The 14585-nt window shown below is 58.5% G+C and carries 12 protein-coding genes; 5 read left to right on the top strand and 7 right to left on the bottom strand.

The annotated features are described in order from the left end of the window. The first annotated feature begins 50 nt into the window (after positions 1 to 50). Positions 51 to 1478 carry an NAD-dependent succinate-semialdehyde dehydrogenase gene (locus AC3WQZ_RS03130; RefSeq protein WP_058698237.1) on the top strand — a complete coding sequence of 476 codons (1428 nt, stop codon included), beginning with the start codon at positions 51 to 53 and terminating at the stop codon, positions 1476 to 1478. 257 nt (positions 1479 to 1735) lie between these two features. Here the strand turns inward: AC3WQZ_RS03130 and AC3WQZ_RS03125 are convergent, their stop codons facing one another. From AC3WQZ_RS03125 to AC3WQZ_RS03100, 6 genes are all read right to left on the bottom strand, one after another. Then, positions 1736 to 2101, bottom strand: coding sequence for a MarR family transcriptional regulator (locus AC3WQZ_RS03125; protein ID WP_224040759.1), 366 nt, complete (start codon positions 2099 to 2101; stop codon positions 1736 to 1738). 387 nt (positions 2102 to 2488) lie between these two features. Then, positions 2489 to 3013 (bottom strand): gamma carbonic anhydrase family protein, encoded by a 525-nt coding sequence (locus AC3WQZ_RS03120; protein ID WP_058698235.1) that lies wholly within the window; start codon positions 3011 to 3013, stop codon positions 2489 to 2491. 127 nt (positions 3014 to 3140) lie between these two features. After that, entirely contained in the window at positions 3141 to 4400 is a 1260-nt protein-coding gene (gene glcF / locus AC3WQZ_RS03115) for a glycolate oxidase subunit GlcF (protein WP_043358198.1), read from the bottom strand. 10 nt (positions 4401 to 4410) lie between these two features. Continuing rightward, positions 4411 to 5484 carry a glycolate oxidase subunit GlcE gene (glcE, locus tag AC3WQZ_RS03110; protein ID WP_058698234.1) on the bottom strand — a complete coding sequence of 358 codons (1074 nt, stop codon included), beginning with the start codon at positions 5482 to 5484 and terminating at the stop codon, positions 4411 to 4413. A 1-nt stretch (position 5485) separates the two neighbouring features. Further along, complete coding sequence (locus AC3WQZ_RS03105; protein ID WP_043355338.1) at positions 5486 to 6997, bottom strand: FAD-linked oxidase C-terminal domain-containing protein; 1512 nt, start codon at positions 6995 to 6997, stop codon at positions 5486 to 5488. Between the two features lie 332 nt (positions 6998 to 7329). After that, a complete protein-coding gene (locus AC3WQZ_RS03100; protein WP_058698233.1) occupies positions 7330 to 8211 on the bottom strand; it encodes a LysR substrate-binding domain-containing protein in 882 nt (293 codons plus the stop codon). A gap of 472 nt (positions 8212 to 8683) precedes the next feature. Here AC3WQZ_RS03100 and AC3WQZ_RS03095 point away from each other — a divergent pair, with 472 nt between their 5' ends. From AC3WQZ_RS03095 to AC3WQZ_RS03080, 4 genes are all read left to right on the top strand, one after another. Further along, on the top strand, positions 8684 to 10288 hold the full coding sequence (locus AC3WQZ_RS03095; protein ID WP_043355342.1) for an FAD-binding oxidoreductase: 1605 nt from the start codon (positions 8684 to 8686) through the stop codon (positions 10286 to 10288). A gap of 34 nt (positions 10289 to 10322) precedes the next feature. Further along, positions 10323 to 11546, top strand: a complete 1224-nt coding sequence (locus tag AC3WQZ_RS03090) for a CaiB/BaiF CoA transferase family protein (protein WP_058698232.1) — start codon at positions 10323 to 10325, stop codon at positions 11544 to 11546. Positions 11547 to 11604: 58 nt separating this feature from the next. Continuing rightward, positions 11605 to 12591, top strand: coding sequence for a Bug family tripartite tricarboxylate transporter substrate binding protein (locus AC3WQZ_RS03085; RefSeq protein ID WP_043355346.1), 987 nt, complete (start codon positions 11605 to 11607; stop codon positions 12589 to 12591). 129 nt (positions 12592 to 12720) lie between these two features. Then, on the top strand, positions 12721 to 13740 hold the full coding sequence (locus tag AC3WQZ_RS03080) for a LacI family DNA-binding transcriptional regulator (protein ID WP_058698231.1): 1020 nt from the start codon (positions 12721 to 12723) through the stop codon (positions 13738 to 13740). 357 nt (positions 13741 to 14097) lie between these two features. Here AC3WQZ_RS03080 and AC3WQZ_RS03075 read toward each other — a convergent pair whose 3' ends face one another. Next, complete coding sequence (locus AC3WQZ_RS03075; RefSeq protein WP_492300050.1) at positions 14098 to 14487, bottom strand: MarR family winged helix-turn-helix transcriptional regulator; 390 nt, start codon at positions 14485 to 14487, stop codon at positions 14098 to 14100. Between the last annotated feature and the right edge of the window lie 98 nt (positions 14488 to 14585).

Raw genomic sequence — 14585 nt, 5'->3', positions numbered from 1 at the left:
CACAAGCACAGAATTTCGTAGCTAACCTCTTAGTCATTGGAGTACACGCTGTGTATCCAGAATTATCCCTTTACATCAATGGCGAATTTCTCGGCATTGAAGGCCGGCGACACCAGGACGTAGTCAACCCTGCGACGGAGGAGGTCGTTGGGCGACTGCCGCTCGCCACCCGCGAGGACCTCGACACCGCCGTCGAGGCGGCTCATCGAGCTTTCCTGACGTGGCGCGACTCATCGCCTTTGGAACGCAGTGCAATCTTGCGTAAAGTTGCGGAGCTCGCCCGTCAAAGGGCGCCGGAAATCGGCCGCAACATGACCATTGACCAGGGGAAGCCTCTGCACGAAGCCGTGGGCGAAGTAACGGTTTGTGCAGAGCATGCGGACTGGCATGCAGAAGAGGCTCGGCGGATCTACGGCCGCGTGATCCCCAGCCGCAACCCTAACGTCCGCCAGCTCGTGCTACGTCAGCCGGTCGGAGTCTGCGCAGCCTTCACCCCTTGGAATTTTCCCTTCAATCAGGCGATCCGGAAAATCTCTGCCGCGCTTGGCGCAGGCTGTACGATCATTCTGAAGGGACCAGAAGAGACGCCGAGTGCCGTGCTGGCGATCGCTCAACTGTTCCATGATGCGGGCCTTCCTCCTGGTTGCTTAAACATTGTATTTGGCGTCCCGGCGGAGGTGTCAGCACACCTCATTGCATCTCCGCTGGTCCAGAAGATCTCCTTTACGGGGTCCACTGCTGTTGGCAAACAACTAGCAGCTCTCGCAGGATTCCATATGAAGCGAATCACTATGGAGCTTGGTGGTCACTCCCCTGCAATCGTCTTCGACGATGCGGATGTCGATACCGCCGCCGAGATGCTTGCAAACTACAAGCTGCGAAACGCTGGTCAGGTATGCGTCTCGCCCTCCCGCTTCTTCGTCCAGCGCGGGGCTTACGATAGGTTCCTCAGGCGTTTTACGGACGTCATTGGCGCAGTGCGGGTCGGCAACGGTATAGACAGCTCGACACAGATGGGACCGCTCGCAAACCAACGCCGTGTTGCTGCAATGGAAGGGTTGATTGCCGACTCCAAAGCGCGCGGCGGAAAGGTTGTCGTGGGAGGGACCAGGTGCAGCGACACAGGACATTTCTTCGCGCCCAGCGTCGTTATAGACATTTCAGACGACTCCATGCTCATGACTTGCGAGCCATTCGGCCCTGTCGCCCCGGTTGTAGCATTCGACGATCTGGATGAGGTGCTGGCACGGGCGAACAAACTGACTTACGGCCTGTCGTCTTACGTGTTTACCGAGTCAGCGAAGACAGCGCATGCTGTCTCTACCCGCCTTGAGGCCGGCATGGTCAACATCAACCACTTTGGAAGCGCTCTCGCCGAAACACCGTTTGGAGGCATTAAAGATAGCGGTATCGGGAGTGAGGGTGGGACCGAGACGTTCGACGGCTATCTCGTCACGAAATTTGTAACTCAAGTGTAGATCGGGGGCCGCAAAGGGCGATACGTCGCCCTTTCCCCCGAAGCTACGTTCCCAGTCAGGTTTTGGCGCCTAAGTGAGTGTTAGGCGCCTTTTTTATTAGCGTATAGGTCGCGGCAGTGCGGCCCATATTGGGCGATGCGGTTGCTCTCGGCGACTCTGACAACTCCCTGCATGGCTCCGCAGTTGCAGCGCAAGCGCGGCCGGCTAGCGATAAGCCTTCTCGAATCGTGTCGTCTTCCAGGAAGATTTCGTTGGTATTACTCGTGGTCCAGCCACGGTTCTCTTTTGAACATCTTATCGATGATGGGGAACATCGCGATCACCGTCTGCAACTCCTCGGGCGTCAATCCCTCCATGCGCTTGCCCAGTGCCGCCGTCCGCTGTGCGGCCAATTTGCCGGCCACAGCCCGGCCTTCATCAGTAATCTGAATCATGTTGTTGTACGAGCCGACGGGTGCGGAGCGCGCGATTAACTCGGCGTCGACCATCCGCCCGACAATCTGCGTCATCGTAGGCAATCTGACGCCTTCATTCCTGGCCAGATCGCTAACTCGCATCGGCCCTCTTACGAGCAATGCACTAAGAACAGCGCTCTGCGCGGGGGGCACGTGCGCCGCTCTCATTTCCCGCCGCAGCGCTACAACGATCCGCATCAAGCGGGGTCTAAGTTCGTCCGCAAGCATTTCAACCGTAGGTTCTGTCATGTCTACAAAAAGGGGGCAATCACTGAGCAGATGATATAACGATTCAGTGAAGAATGATCGCGCGAAGTACCTGGAGGCACCGAGTCGATATGGTCCGACTGGTGAGGGTAGCGACCACGCAGACAGCGGCGGCGCGTGAAGGGGTTCTGTGCCTGTGGCCGGGTAGCAACTCAAGGCCGGGCCTTGTCGCGTTCGTTCGCGATGGCCGGAGCACCAATCTTGATGGAGAGGGATGACGAGACGAGGCGCTGGCTGGCGCTCTCGTCTCAAGGCGTCGACGCTTGATCCGCCGACGCGCGGAGCTTGCTAACTCAGCTTGACCAGGTCCTTCTTGTACGTCTTCGCCTTGTTAATGTAGTCGTCAGCGTTCTTCTCGATCGCAGCTTTGACTTCCTCCGTTAGTTCACGTACCTGCTTTGCAGGTGTGCCCATGACCAAGCTTCCTGCCGGGAAGTTCTTGCGCTCGCCGATCAAGGATCCGGCCCCCACGAGGCATTGTTGTCCGAGTTCGGATCCATTCAGGATCACAGCCTGAATGCCGACCAGACTACGTGCTCCGACCTTGCAACCGTGAAGCATCGCCTGGTGTCCAATGGAGACCATCTCGCCTACCTCGACGGGAAAGCCAGGATCGGTGTGCAACACAGCCCCCTCCTGGACGTTCACGCCTCGCCTAATCGTGATCTTTTCATTGTCGCCGCGGATCACAGCGCCGGGCCAGATGGACACGTCTTCGGCGATTTCCACGTCGCCGATGATTACCGCATGCTCGGATACATACGAGCTCGGATGAATTGTCGGTTCTTTCTCTCCAATTCGATAGATCGCCACAAAATGCTCCTCTTATCTTGATGTGACTAACTTTTCGCCGACCGCGTTACTTGCAGGAGGCGAAACACTACTGCATGGGCCGCTCTCGCAGCCCGTGCCGACTTCGACGCCGTTTCTTGCCCTGCCGCTAGATAAATACTTGTTCCTCTGGTTGGACTGCCGGCTCGATTGCATCATCCAGTACCTCGATCCAGTGCTTTACTGGCGTGGGCGTTCCACTTTGCAAATGCTGGATGCAACCGATGTTCGCGGACACGATGCAGTCAGGTTGCTTCTCGCTCAGATGCTCGATCTTGCGGTCTCTGAGCTGGAGTGAAATTTCGGGCTGCAGAACGGAGTAGGTGCCGGCTGAGCCGCAACAAAGGTGACTCTCCACGCTGGCACGATGAACGGAAAAGCCCAACTGTCCCAGATGCTCCTCCACCACTCCCCGCAGCTTCTGGCCGTGTTGCAGCGTGCACGGCGGATGGAACGCCAAGGCCGGCTTGTCGCACGCTTTGACTTTGCCGCGCAGTCTTGGCAGAAGTTCAGGAAGCAATTCGCTCAGGTCGCGGGTCAACTCGCTAACCCGAGCTGCCTTCTCGGCGTACTCCGCGTCATGCTTTAGCAAGTCGGCGTAGTCCTTCACGGTCGCGCCGCAGCCGGACGCGTTCATGACAATTGCCTCGACTTCACCGCTGGAAATCGCCGGCCACCAGGCGTCGATGTTTCTGCGCATATCATCGAGGCCGCCCTTGTGATCTCCGGTGTGCAGCCGGATCGCGCCACAGCAACCGGCTCGAGGAACACTTACAACCTGAAAGTCGGCTGCATCGAGTACCCGCGCGGTCGCAGAATTGATGTTCGGCATCATCGCCGGCTGCACACAACCTTCGAGCATGAGCACTTTCCTGGCGTGGCGGCGCGTTGGGCGCTGACCCGCAGGTCTGCTCGGCGTAAGCTTGTTGGCGAGCTTGGAAGGAAGTAGCGGCCGAACCATTCGGCCAATCTTCATGGCCGGCAAGAACAATGGCGAAGTTAGCCCCTCACGCAGCAGCCAACGCACCGCGCGGTCTTTTGGCGGACGAGGAATTCGCTCATCGACTAGCTTCCGCCCAATGTGAACTAGCTTGCCGTACTCGACACCGCTGGGACAGGTGCTTTCACAGTTCCGGCACGTCAAGCAGCGGTCTAGATTCTGTTGGGTGCTTGCTGTGACCTCTTCCCCCTCAAGCAACTGCTTCATCAAGTAGATGCGTCCCCGGGGTCCGTTACGTTCATCGCCCAGAAGCAGGTAAGTCGGACACGTTGCCGTACAAAAGCCGCAATGCACGCACTTGCGCAGAATCTCTTCGGCCTCCGCCCCTTCTGGAGTGTTGGCAAACTCATGACTTAGTTTTGTCTGCATATGGAGCCCCTTACAGGCCGGGGTAGAGCCGACCAACATTGAAGATGCCATCGGGATCAAACGCTTGCTTGAGATTGCGATGAATCTCGAAGAGCGCATCGCTCGGTGGCGTGAACACGCCGCTCCTATGATGCGGATCCCTGAACAGCGTGGCGTGACCACCAAGCGATGACGCCATTTCCCGAACGTCCTCGATGGGATCGTCGGTGTATAGCCATCTCAATGCACCACCCCATTCAATAAGCTGATTCGCGGCCAAGAAGGGTTGGGAGACTGCCGGAACGGAAACACGCCAGAGAGGCGCGTCGCTCTGTGAAAAGAAGTCGTGGCGGTGGTCGCGGACGGCATCCCACCAGGACAACGCTTCGTCTGGTTCCAGCTCAGTCCCGCCCAAACGCTTTCTGGCTTCCGTGACAGCAGAGGCTGCACCACTCAGTCGGAGGAACAGCTTTCCGTCGTGCCAGGCACTCGCATTGACTGGCAATGCTTGCCGAGTCAGCCCGTTTAAGAGAGACAACGCCCCTGCTTCGTCGCGTTCGATGACCAGGGTGATCCTCGATGAATGAATGGGCAGAACCTTCAGCGAGACCTCACAGATAACACCGAGTATTCCCATTGAGCCGGCCAGGAGACGCGAAACGTCATAACCGGCAACGTTCTTCATCACTTGCCCGCCGAATGTCAGAAGCTCGCCTTTGCCGTTAATCATGGTCGCGCCGAGAACGAAGTCCCGAATGGACCCTACCCCGACGCGTGCTGGCCCGCTCAGACCTGCCGCGACCGCTCCTCCGACAGTACTTCCTTTAGCAAAGCGTGGCGGCTCAAAGGCAAGGTACTGATTGTGCTCGGCCAGCACGGCCTCAAGTTCTTCTAGCGGTGTGCCTGCACGAGCGGTGACAACCAGCTCAGACGGTTCATAGCTGCAAATTCCGCTGAGGCGCCGGACATCACACGGTTCACCCGACGGCTCTTCACCGTAGAAGCATTTCGTACCGCCGCCAACGATGTTGAGAGAGGTCTTCGTTTTTCTTGCATGCAGGACTGTCTCAATCAGATGAGACACTTCCGTGGGGATCGTCGTCATTCTAGAACCTCGGGATTTCTGGATGCGGCAGCATCCCACGCCGAACAGTCATGCGACCATATTCGGCACATCGATGCAGCGTCGGAATTACCTTCCCAGGATTCAAGAGCGATTGCGGATCGAATGCACGTTTCAGCGCAAACATTTGTTCTCGCTCTGCGCCTGAGAACTGAACGCACATTGAGTTCAGCTTCTCCACGCCCACACCGTGCTCTCCGGTCACCGTCCCGCCAAGCGTGACGCTTGTTTCCAGAATCTCTGCGCCGAATTGCTCCGCCTGGTGCAGTTCTTCGGGATTGTTGGCGTCGAAAAGGATCAGCGGATGTAGATTCCCGTCGCCGGCGTGGAACACGTTCACGCAGCGAAGCCCATAGCGCACCTCCATCTCGCTGATTGCTCGAAGGATCGCAGCGAGACTCTTGCGAGGAATCGTGGAATCCATGCACAGGTAATCCGGGCTCATGCGCCCCGTCGCGGGAAATGCATTCTTTCGCCCGCTCCAGAAACGAAGACGCTGCGCCTCGTCCTGACTTGCTTCAAGACGAGTGGCCCCGCTGGCGGTGAGGACGGCATTCATCTTCACAATCTCGTCCTCGACCTCCAACGCCGTCCCATCACTCTCGCACAATAGGATTGCGGCCGCGTCCAGGTCATAGCCAGCATGCACGAAGTCCTCTACGGCGGCGGTCATCGGCTTGTCCATCAGTTCCAGGCCGGCTGGGATGATGCCGGCCGCGATGACGTTGGCTACGGCGTCACCAGCGGCTTCGACGGTGTCGAAGCTTGCAACGATGCATCGCGCAAGTTCTGGCTTAGGAATTAACTTGACGGTGACTTCCAATGTCACTGCGAGCATCCCTTCACTGCCTACAACGACGCCGAGCAAATCGAGCCCAGGGACATCAAGGGCTTCCGATCCAAACTCTATCGCCTCGCCCTGAATGGTGTATCCCCGTACTTTCATTACGTTCTGCAACGTGAGTCCGTACTTGAGGCAATGGACGCCTCCGGAATTCTCGGCCACGTTTCCACCGATCGTGCAGGCAATCTGGCTGGACGGATCGGGGGCGTAGTACAGCCCATACGTAGCGGCTGCCTCACTGATTGCGGCGTTGCGTACACCGCATTGGACCACTGCGGTACAACTCACAGGATCTACCCTGACGATCCGGTTAAAACGAGCGAGCGAAAGGAGCACGCCCATCTCATGTGGGAGCGCACCGCCTGACAATCCCGTGCCTGCGCCCCGAGCCACGACGGGCGCACCGAGCGTCTTGCACGTTCGCAGAATGGCAACAACCTGCTCTTCTGTTTCGGGAAGCACCACGACGAGCGGCTGCGCCCGATAGGCCGTAAGGCCATCGCATTCAAATGGCTGGGTGTCCTCGCGCTGCGACAGGATAAGGTCCCTAGGCAGCACGCCTTCTAGCGCGGAAACCACTTCCGCACGCCGGGCTTCCCTCCGCTCAGCGTCAGTAGGATGTGCCAACCAGCCGTCACGCGTCGCATTCATGACTTTGCCCTCCTGGTGCGATGAAGCTGCGTCGTGCTGTGCCGGTCTATTGGATAATCAGTGCGGAGCGACGGCGCGACCGTAGCGAGCCGGCGAACCGCGCAATCAGCCTGGACGGATGCTGCAGCTCCAAGGCGGAGCGTTGCTTCCGGGCGCTGAGGCTCAAACGTTGAGCGATGAATGCGATGCATTGTGTGGGGAGGTTCTAATACACTTCTGTCAAAGGCGTCGACGAGACGCCATGACTTGACTGTAGACAATCACGCGATATAGCAGGTTGAGAGTTATTTGCGGTTGAGTTGCAGAAAACTTGATTGCCGTGTTTGGGCCGCTCAACTTAGCGAGTCGGTGAGCCACTCCATAAAGGCGGCGCACTCCCATCTCTCCAGGGCCCCAGGTTCCCAGCATAAGTAGTGCGCCATCTGTGAAGGCACGGATCGATCCGATATGCGGATGAGTCGCCCCCCCTCTAGCCATGACTGCGCCATACGGGTCCTCACTAGTGCCACGCCGAACCCGCACGCGGCTGCGTCATAGAGAAGCCCTAGATCGTTGAATTGAGCGCCCACATGCGGCTCCGTTCTCGTCAATCCACATGCGGAGAACCATGTCGTCCAAGGCTCAAGCGGGCTACGTATCAGACGCGCCTGGTCGATTTCACCCGCCATTTCGAAGCCTTCGAAGGGGCCGAACTCGTTGAGATAGGTAGGGCTGCAAGCCGGCGCCACCTCCTCCGAGAGAACGACGCGATGATCGACGTCCGCATATCCGCCCGCGCCGTACCGGATTTCCAAATCGGATGGCTCGGCTGTGACGTCCAGGAATGGGATGGAGACCTGCAAGATAAGGTCGATGTCCGGATACTTGTTGCGGAACAGTTCCAGTTTGGGCATCAGGAACTGCCTGGAGAAAGTTGGGGTCACCGCGACCCGCAGTCGCGTGGAAGAGGCTTTTCCATTTTTGACCGGCATCTGCTGTAGCGCAGCGAGGCCGCTTCGGACATTCGCCAGGTACGCTGCACCATGTGCAGAAAGCGTGAAGTCACTCCGCCCGAAGAGTTCAACACCGAGGTGAGATTCAAGCTGGCGGATTCGATGACTCACGGCGCTGGTTGTTACACACAACTCGTCGGCGGCACGTGTGGCGCTCCGAAGCCTTGCAACCGTCTCGAAGGTGACAAGACATTGAATGGGCGGGATGTGTTGCAGGGCCATATCTTCTCTCCGTTTGGTGGGCTACCCAGGGCGGATATGCCGCATGTCATCGCTTGAGGCCTAGGGAGCGGCCACACTTCTTGCTGCTCTGTCGCTCGAGCACCATGCCAACGCTGCAACGAGCAAGCGCCCCCAGATTGCTTGCTCAGGATCGACTCACTGGGTCCTCAGGCAAGGACGTACCTGACGCCCTGCAAGGGAAGACCACCAAGTAAGTCGCTCTCCAACCCACAGTGACCTCGCCGCGGGAAGGTCTCTTAGCGATCCGACCTCTTCGTCGACTCCTGCTCCAACCCATGGCCGCGACTGCGTTAACTGCTTGACATTATGCCGCACCAATCTAAACTTATGTAATCGATTGCACGCAGTGCTGTTTTCGCCTCATCACCGTACTGGCATTGGTTATTTACAGTCTCTGACGCAGGTTACCGTAACGTATGTAATCGATTACCACATCACACAGGAGGCAACAATGCAGGAACGTCGTCGTAAGTTTTACGGGTGGGGCTATGAGGGTGACACCGTCACGCCGGACGAAATCCGGGAGTTCGAGGCAGCGTGGACACGCTTGCTGGGTGTCGAGCACTTCGAAGCGACACCTTTTCCGACGCCCGAAGAAATTTCGCTGCGCAAACCTCGCGTACAGCTGCCCGCGTCGCTTCGCGAAATCTGCACAAGCGATCATTACGACCGCCTGTATCACACCTACGGCGCGGGCACCATGGATGTTGCGCGCGCAATGCGCCGGGAATTTTCCAACCCGCCGGACGTCATCGCCTACCCGCGCACTGAGCAGGACATCGTGGACCTGTTCGACTGGTGCGGGCGCCAGAACGTTGCTGCAGTTCCGTACGGCGGCGGCACCAGCGTCGTGGCCGGCGTGAATCCGCCCGAGCACGATCGTTACCGTGGCGTGGTGTCCATCGACATGAAGCACTTCAACAAAGTGCTGGAGGTAGACCAAACATCGCAGGCCGCGCGCATTCAAGCGGGCGTCCTTGGCCCGGAGCTGGAACGACAGCTCAAGCCCACCGGCCTGACCATGCGATTCTTCCTGCAAGCGTGGGAGTTCTCGTCACTGGGGGGTTGGATCGCAACGCGAGCAGCAGGCCACTTTGCGACCGCGTTCACTCAGATCGACGACCACGTCGAGAGCATGCGAGTGGTAACGCCCCAGGGTGCCATTGAATCCCGACGTTTCCCGGTATCGGGTTCGGGACCCAATCCGGATCGACTTTTCCTCGGCTCCGAAGGCGCACTGGGCATCATTACCGAGGCGTGGGTCAAGCTTCACCGCCGGCCGGTCTTCCGCAAGCAGGTGACCGTACGTTTCCGTGACTATGCGCGCGCTGTCGAGGCCACACGGGTACTGTCTCAATCTGGACTGAACCCTGCCAATGCCCGCCTTGTGGAACGCGAAGAAGCCTTGTACACGGGTTCGAGCGACGGCAGCTATGACATTCTCGTGCTGGGATTCGAGTCCGCCGACCACCCGGTCGAGGCACGCCTGAAGCGAGCACTGGAAATTTGCGCGGAGTGCGGCGGCGAATGGGACGATGATCCGGTCAGCGGAAACCAAGGTGGTGCGGACGCTGCGACATCGAGCTGGCGAAACAAGTTCCTGCGCGGCCCATACCTGCGCGAGTACGCCATTGCTCGCGGCGTCATGCGCGAGACCATGGAAACCGCGTGCACGTGGGACAAGTTCGCCGCTCTTCACGCGCACGTCAAGGCAGAAACGCATCGGGCCATTCGCGAAGTTACCGGCCGCCCGGGTTCGGTGACTTGCCGCTTTACCCACCTCTACCCTGATGGCCCTGCGCCATATTTCACGTGGTTTGCCTATGGCGATAAGGCTCGATTGCCCGAGCAGTTCCAAGCGATCAAACGCATTGGAGAGCAAGCCATGGTGGACGCAGGCGGTACGGTGACCCACCACCATGCGCTTGGTCGGGACCATCGCCCTTGGTACGACAAGGAACGGCCGGAGCTGTTCTGCACCGCGCTAAAGGCCGCCAAGCAGGCCTTTGATCCGCACCAGGTCTTGAACCCTGGCGTGCTGTTCGACCCGAGCTAATTAGTTAGAAACTCAAAAAAGAGGAGTAGGAGATATGGCAGGCCCCCTTGCAGGTATCAAGGTCCTAGACTTGAGCCGGATCCTTGCTGGACCCTGGAGCACGCAACTATTGTCCGACCTGGGCGCTGACGTGATGAAGGTTGAGCGTCCCGGCACCGGCGATGACACGCGAGCTTGGGGCCCGCCTTTCCTTACTCGTGAGGATGGCACGACGACGGAAGAGTCGGCGTACTTCCTTTGCGCCAATCGCGGGAAGCGTTCGATCACTCTGGATGTCAGCAGCAAGGTCGGTCAGGATTTGCTGCACGAGCTAGTCAAAGATTGCGACGTCTTCGTTGAGAACTACAAGTTCGGCGATATGCAACGTTACGGGTTGGACTTCAAGACCCTGAGTGAGATCAATCCTCGGCTCGTCTACTGCTCCATCACCGGCTTCGGGCAGACGGGCCCATACCGCAAGCGGGCTGGATACGATTTCGTGGTGCAAGCCATGGGCGGGCTGATGAGCATCACAGGCGAGCGCGACGGCGTCCCCGGTGGCGGCCCGCAAAAATGCGGGGTGCCCATATCGGACTTGATGACTGGCATGTATGCAAGCGTTGCAATTGTCAGCGCGCTATTTGAGCGAGTCGGCAGTGGCCGCGGGCAGTACGTCGATATGAGCCTGCTGGATACGCAGGTGGCGTGGCTGGCAAACCAGGCCTCGAACTATTTGGTGGGCGGGAGCCACCCGCGTCGTTGGGGCAACGCGCACCCCAATCTCGCACCCTATCAGTCATTCCCTGCAAGCGATGGCTCTCTGATCGTAGCAGTCGGTAATGACCGGCAGTTCCGAGCCATGTGCGAAGCGCTGGGTTTAATCAATCTTCCGGATGATGACCGCTATCGACGCAATGCGGATCGTCTAAAGAACCGTGAAAGTCTTGTGGAGGTGCTCTCGGCTCGCTTTGAAGAAGAAGAGAGAGACACGTGGCTCAAACTGCTGGAATCGGTCGGCGTACCTTGTGGCCCGATCCAGAGCATTCCAGAAGCACTGGAGGATCCCCATATCCGGGCGCGTGAAATGGTTTTCTCTTTGCCCCACAGCAGCGGTGCAAGCGCGCCCCAGGTTGCGAACCCTATCAAGTTCTCTCGCAGCAGTATCGACTACCTTCGCGCGCCCCCAGCGCTGGGCGAACACACTGAAACCATCCTGAAAAATGAGCTCGGGAAGTCTGTGGAGCAAATTGAGGCAATGCGCCGCGATGGGACGATCTGACGTGTAATCCGCCCGACCACAGTGATCACCATAAAGATCACGTTCAAAGGAGACAGACATGCATCGATTGCTACGAATTGCGGGGGCATTAGCCGTTTGCGGAGTGACACTGACCATCGGTCTGGCCGCCGCCCACGCTAAGGAATGGCCGGTCCAGCCGATTCGGGTCGTTCTTCCCTATCCCCCTGGCGGCGCCTCAGACGTGACCGCCAGGCTCCTAAGCGCTAAGCTTAGCCAGGCATGGGGAGAGTCTGTTGTTGTGGAGAACCGGCCTGGCGCAAACGGCATCATCGCTAATGAAGCCGTTGCGAAGGCGCAGCCTGACGGCTACACCGTGCTGATGGCCAACCTTGGGCCGAATGCCATCAACCCGGCCGTATACGGGAGACTTCCTTATGACACGCTGAAAGACTTTACGCCAGTTGTCTTGGTGACAAAGGTGCCGCTCATTATCGTCACGGCAGCAAATTCGCCGGTGAAGGACCTGCGCCAACTGGTCTCATTAGCAAAGGCCAAGCCAGGACAGATTACCTTTGGATCTGCAGGCAACGGTTCGGGCAGCCATCTGGCCGGGGAACTCCTTAGTACCATGGCTGGCGTCAAGATGAACCACGTTCCCTATAAGGGAGACGCGCCTTCGCTCACAGACGTGCTCGGTCAGCAGATCAATGTTGCCCTTCCCACCGCGCTTGCTGGAATGCCACATGTCAAGAGTGGAAAACTCAGGGCTCTTGCGGTCACGAGCAAGACTCGATTGCCGGCACTGCCCGATGTGCCGACGGTAGATGAAGCGCTCGGGATAAGCGGATACGAAGCCGTTTCTTGGGGTGGATTTATGGTGCCGACCGGGACCTCACCAGCCATCGTTGCTAAGATGAACAGCCAGTTCAACAAAGCCCTTCAGGATCCGGAGGTCCGCGACAAGCTGATGGCTCAAGGCGCGCAGATCGCAGGCGGCACCCCGGAAGCATTCGATGCGTTTCTGCGCACCGAAGTTACGAAATGGAAGCGCGTGGCTGATTCAGCAAAGGTCCGGCTCGACTAGCCCTCACCGGGAATGCCGGTCCGTCGTCGGGATACCCCCCGACGACGGAAACTGCCTGTGGACTACCAAGGTCGTTACAATGACGGCAGTCGGCCGATATCCCAGGCTGAAGATAACCGCTGATCCGATATGGTGAATGTCAAGCAAGTCGCCCTCCTCGCCGGCGTTTCCTCGGCAACAGTCTCCCGTGCACTGACATCGCCGGATCGGCTGCGACCTGACACGCTGGAGCGCGTGCAGAACGCCATCGCAAGCCTCAACTACGTCCCGTCTTCCTCGGCTCGGGACCTGCGTCAAGGGCGCACGCGATCGGTCGGCATCATTGCGCCGACACTGATGAACGAGCTTTACGCGAAAGCGGTCGATACCTTAGAGGCGCAGCTCGATCGGCTCGGATACACCGTTTTATTGACGTGCCACCGGGACGACAGTGAGACAGAACTACGCTGCGCGCGCGCGCTTTTGGAGCGCAGAGTCGACGGAATCGCCATTATCGGGTCACAGCATCACCCTGACGTCTTCTCGCTAATCCACAAGCATGCCATTCCGTATGTCCTAATGTGGGCCGTCGATCGTGAGGGTATGCATCCCACGGTGGGATATGACAATCGCTTGGCGATGCGCAGGTTGACGAGCTATTTGGTCAAACAGGGACATCGAAAGTTTGCCGTCCTCCCAGGGCCACTAGAGACTCAATTTCTCTCCTCTCAACGACTTCTGGGCATCCAAGACGTCCTCAGTGAGAACGGCATTTCGATACCCGACGACCGCATTCTCCCGACACCGTACGAAGCATCTGCCGTCCGGCAAGCGGTTCGGACCTGTCTCGAGCGTAATGACTCGCTGCCGCATCAGGAACAGCCGACTGCCCTGATATGCATCAATGACTTCGTTGCTGTGGCAGCGATCGCGGAGTGCCGCACATTGGGACTATCGGTTCCGAGCGACATCTCAGTTTCAGGCTTCGGCGACTGGCAGATGGCGGAACTGATGACGCCCGCACTCACGACCGTACACTCGAATCCCGTTCTGATTGGCGAACTTACTTCTCGTAACCTGGTTGATCAGATTGAAGGCGGGTCCAAACGCAATCAGACCGAGTTCGAGCCTGACCTTGTAGTTCGCGAAAGTACGGCGCCGCCCCGATAGTTGGTGAGCCAAACTACGTTTTGTCGCTACGGACGGAACTCAGCCGTCGCTCTAGCTAGGCCCTCACCGGGCACAAAGCGGTCGAAGCATACGTTGTCCAGCTATTAAATGAAGCGCTGCAGACAACGTTCTGAGGGAATTCTTCAGTCATGCGGGGCGCCTAATGGATATCAGTCTCTGCTCCATCCTGATGTCCGCTTAGGGTGGGTCGGTAAGCGCCGGTCATGCCACTGACCTTTGATTGAGGCGTCAGGGTACCGCCGTTGCCAACTAAGTCGAACGTGTCCCAAAAAGCGGACACATTCGTCCCCTCCGGCGCGAGCCAGAAGCGTCACCGCACGAAAAGGGAGTTCGAACCTATTTCGGCCACCCCGCTTTGGCTGCCGCCGCATCCAGCGCACGAGAAAATCGCCCGATGTCTTCCGGCCGGAACTCGGCCAGAAACAGTTCTTTGACCGCCGCCTCGTAGATGCCCCACATCTTCTTGCGCAAGGCCTTACCTTGCCGTGTGACGGACACGAACGCGGCGCGGCCGTCTTCCTCTGACCGGATACGGGTCACCAGTTCTTCACGCTCCAGCCGGTCAATCAGGCGAGTCAGGTTGTACCGCTCGATGGCAAGCACATCGGCCAGCTCATGCATCCGGCGGCTTTCCTCCGGCCCGCTTTCAATCCCCCACAGCACGTCGTACCACGCGTAGACTGGCAGTCCAGCCTCGGCAAGACGCCGATCCACCTCACGTATCAAGGCCCGGTGCGACCGTACAAAGAGATATGCTCGGAAGTGGTGTACGGGGGATTGAGGTGGGAGATTGAAGGCGGTGGAGGTTTCAGCTGAGAATCTGA

Source organism: Cupriavidus sp. FW305-26, from assembly GCF_058787975.1.
The sequence above is the reverse complement of the archived record's forward strand: the minus strand, read 5'-3'. Positions and strand labels throughout refer to the sequence as shown.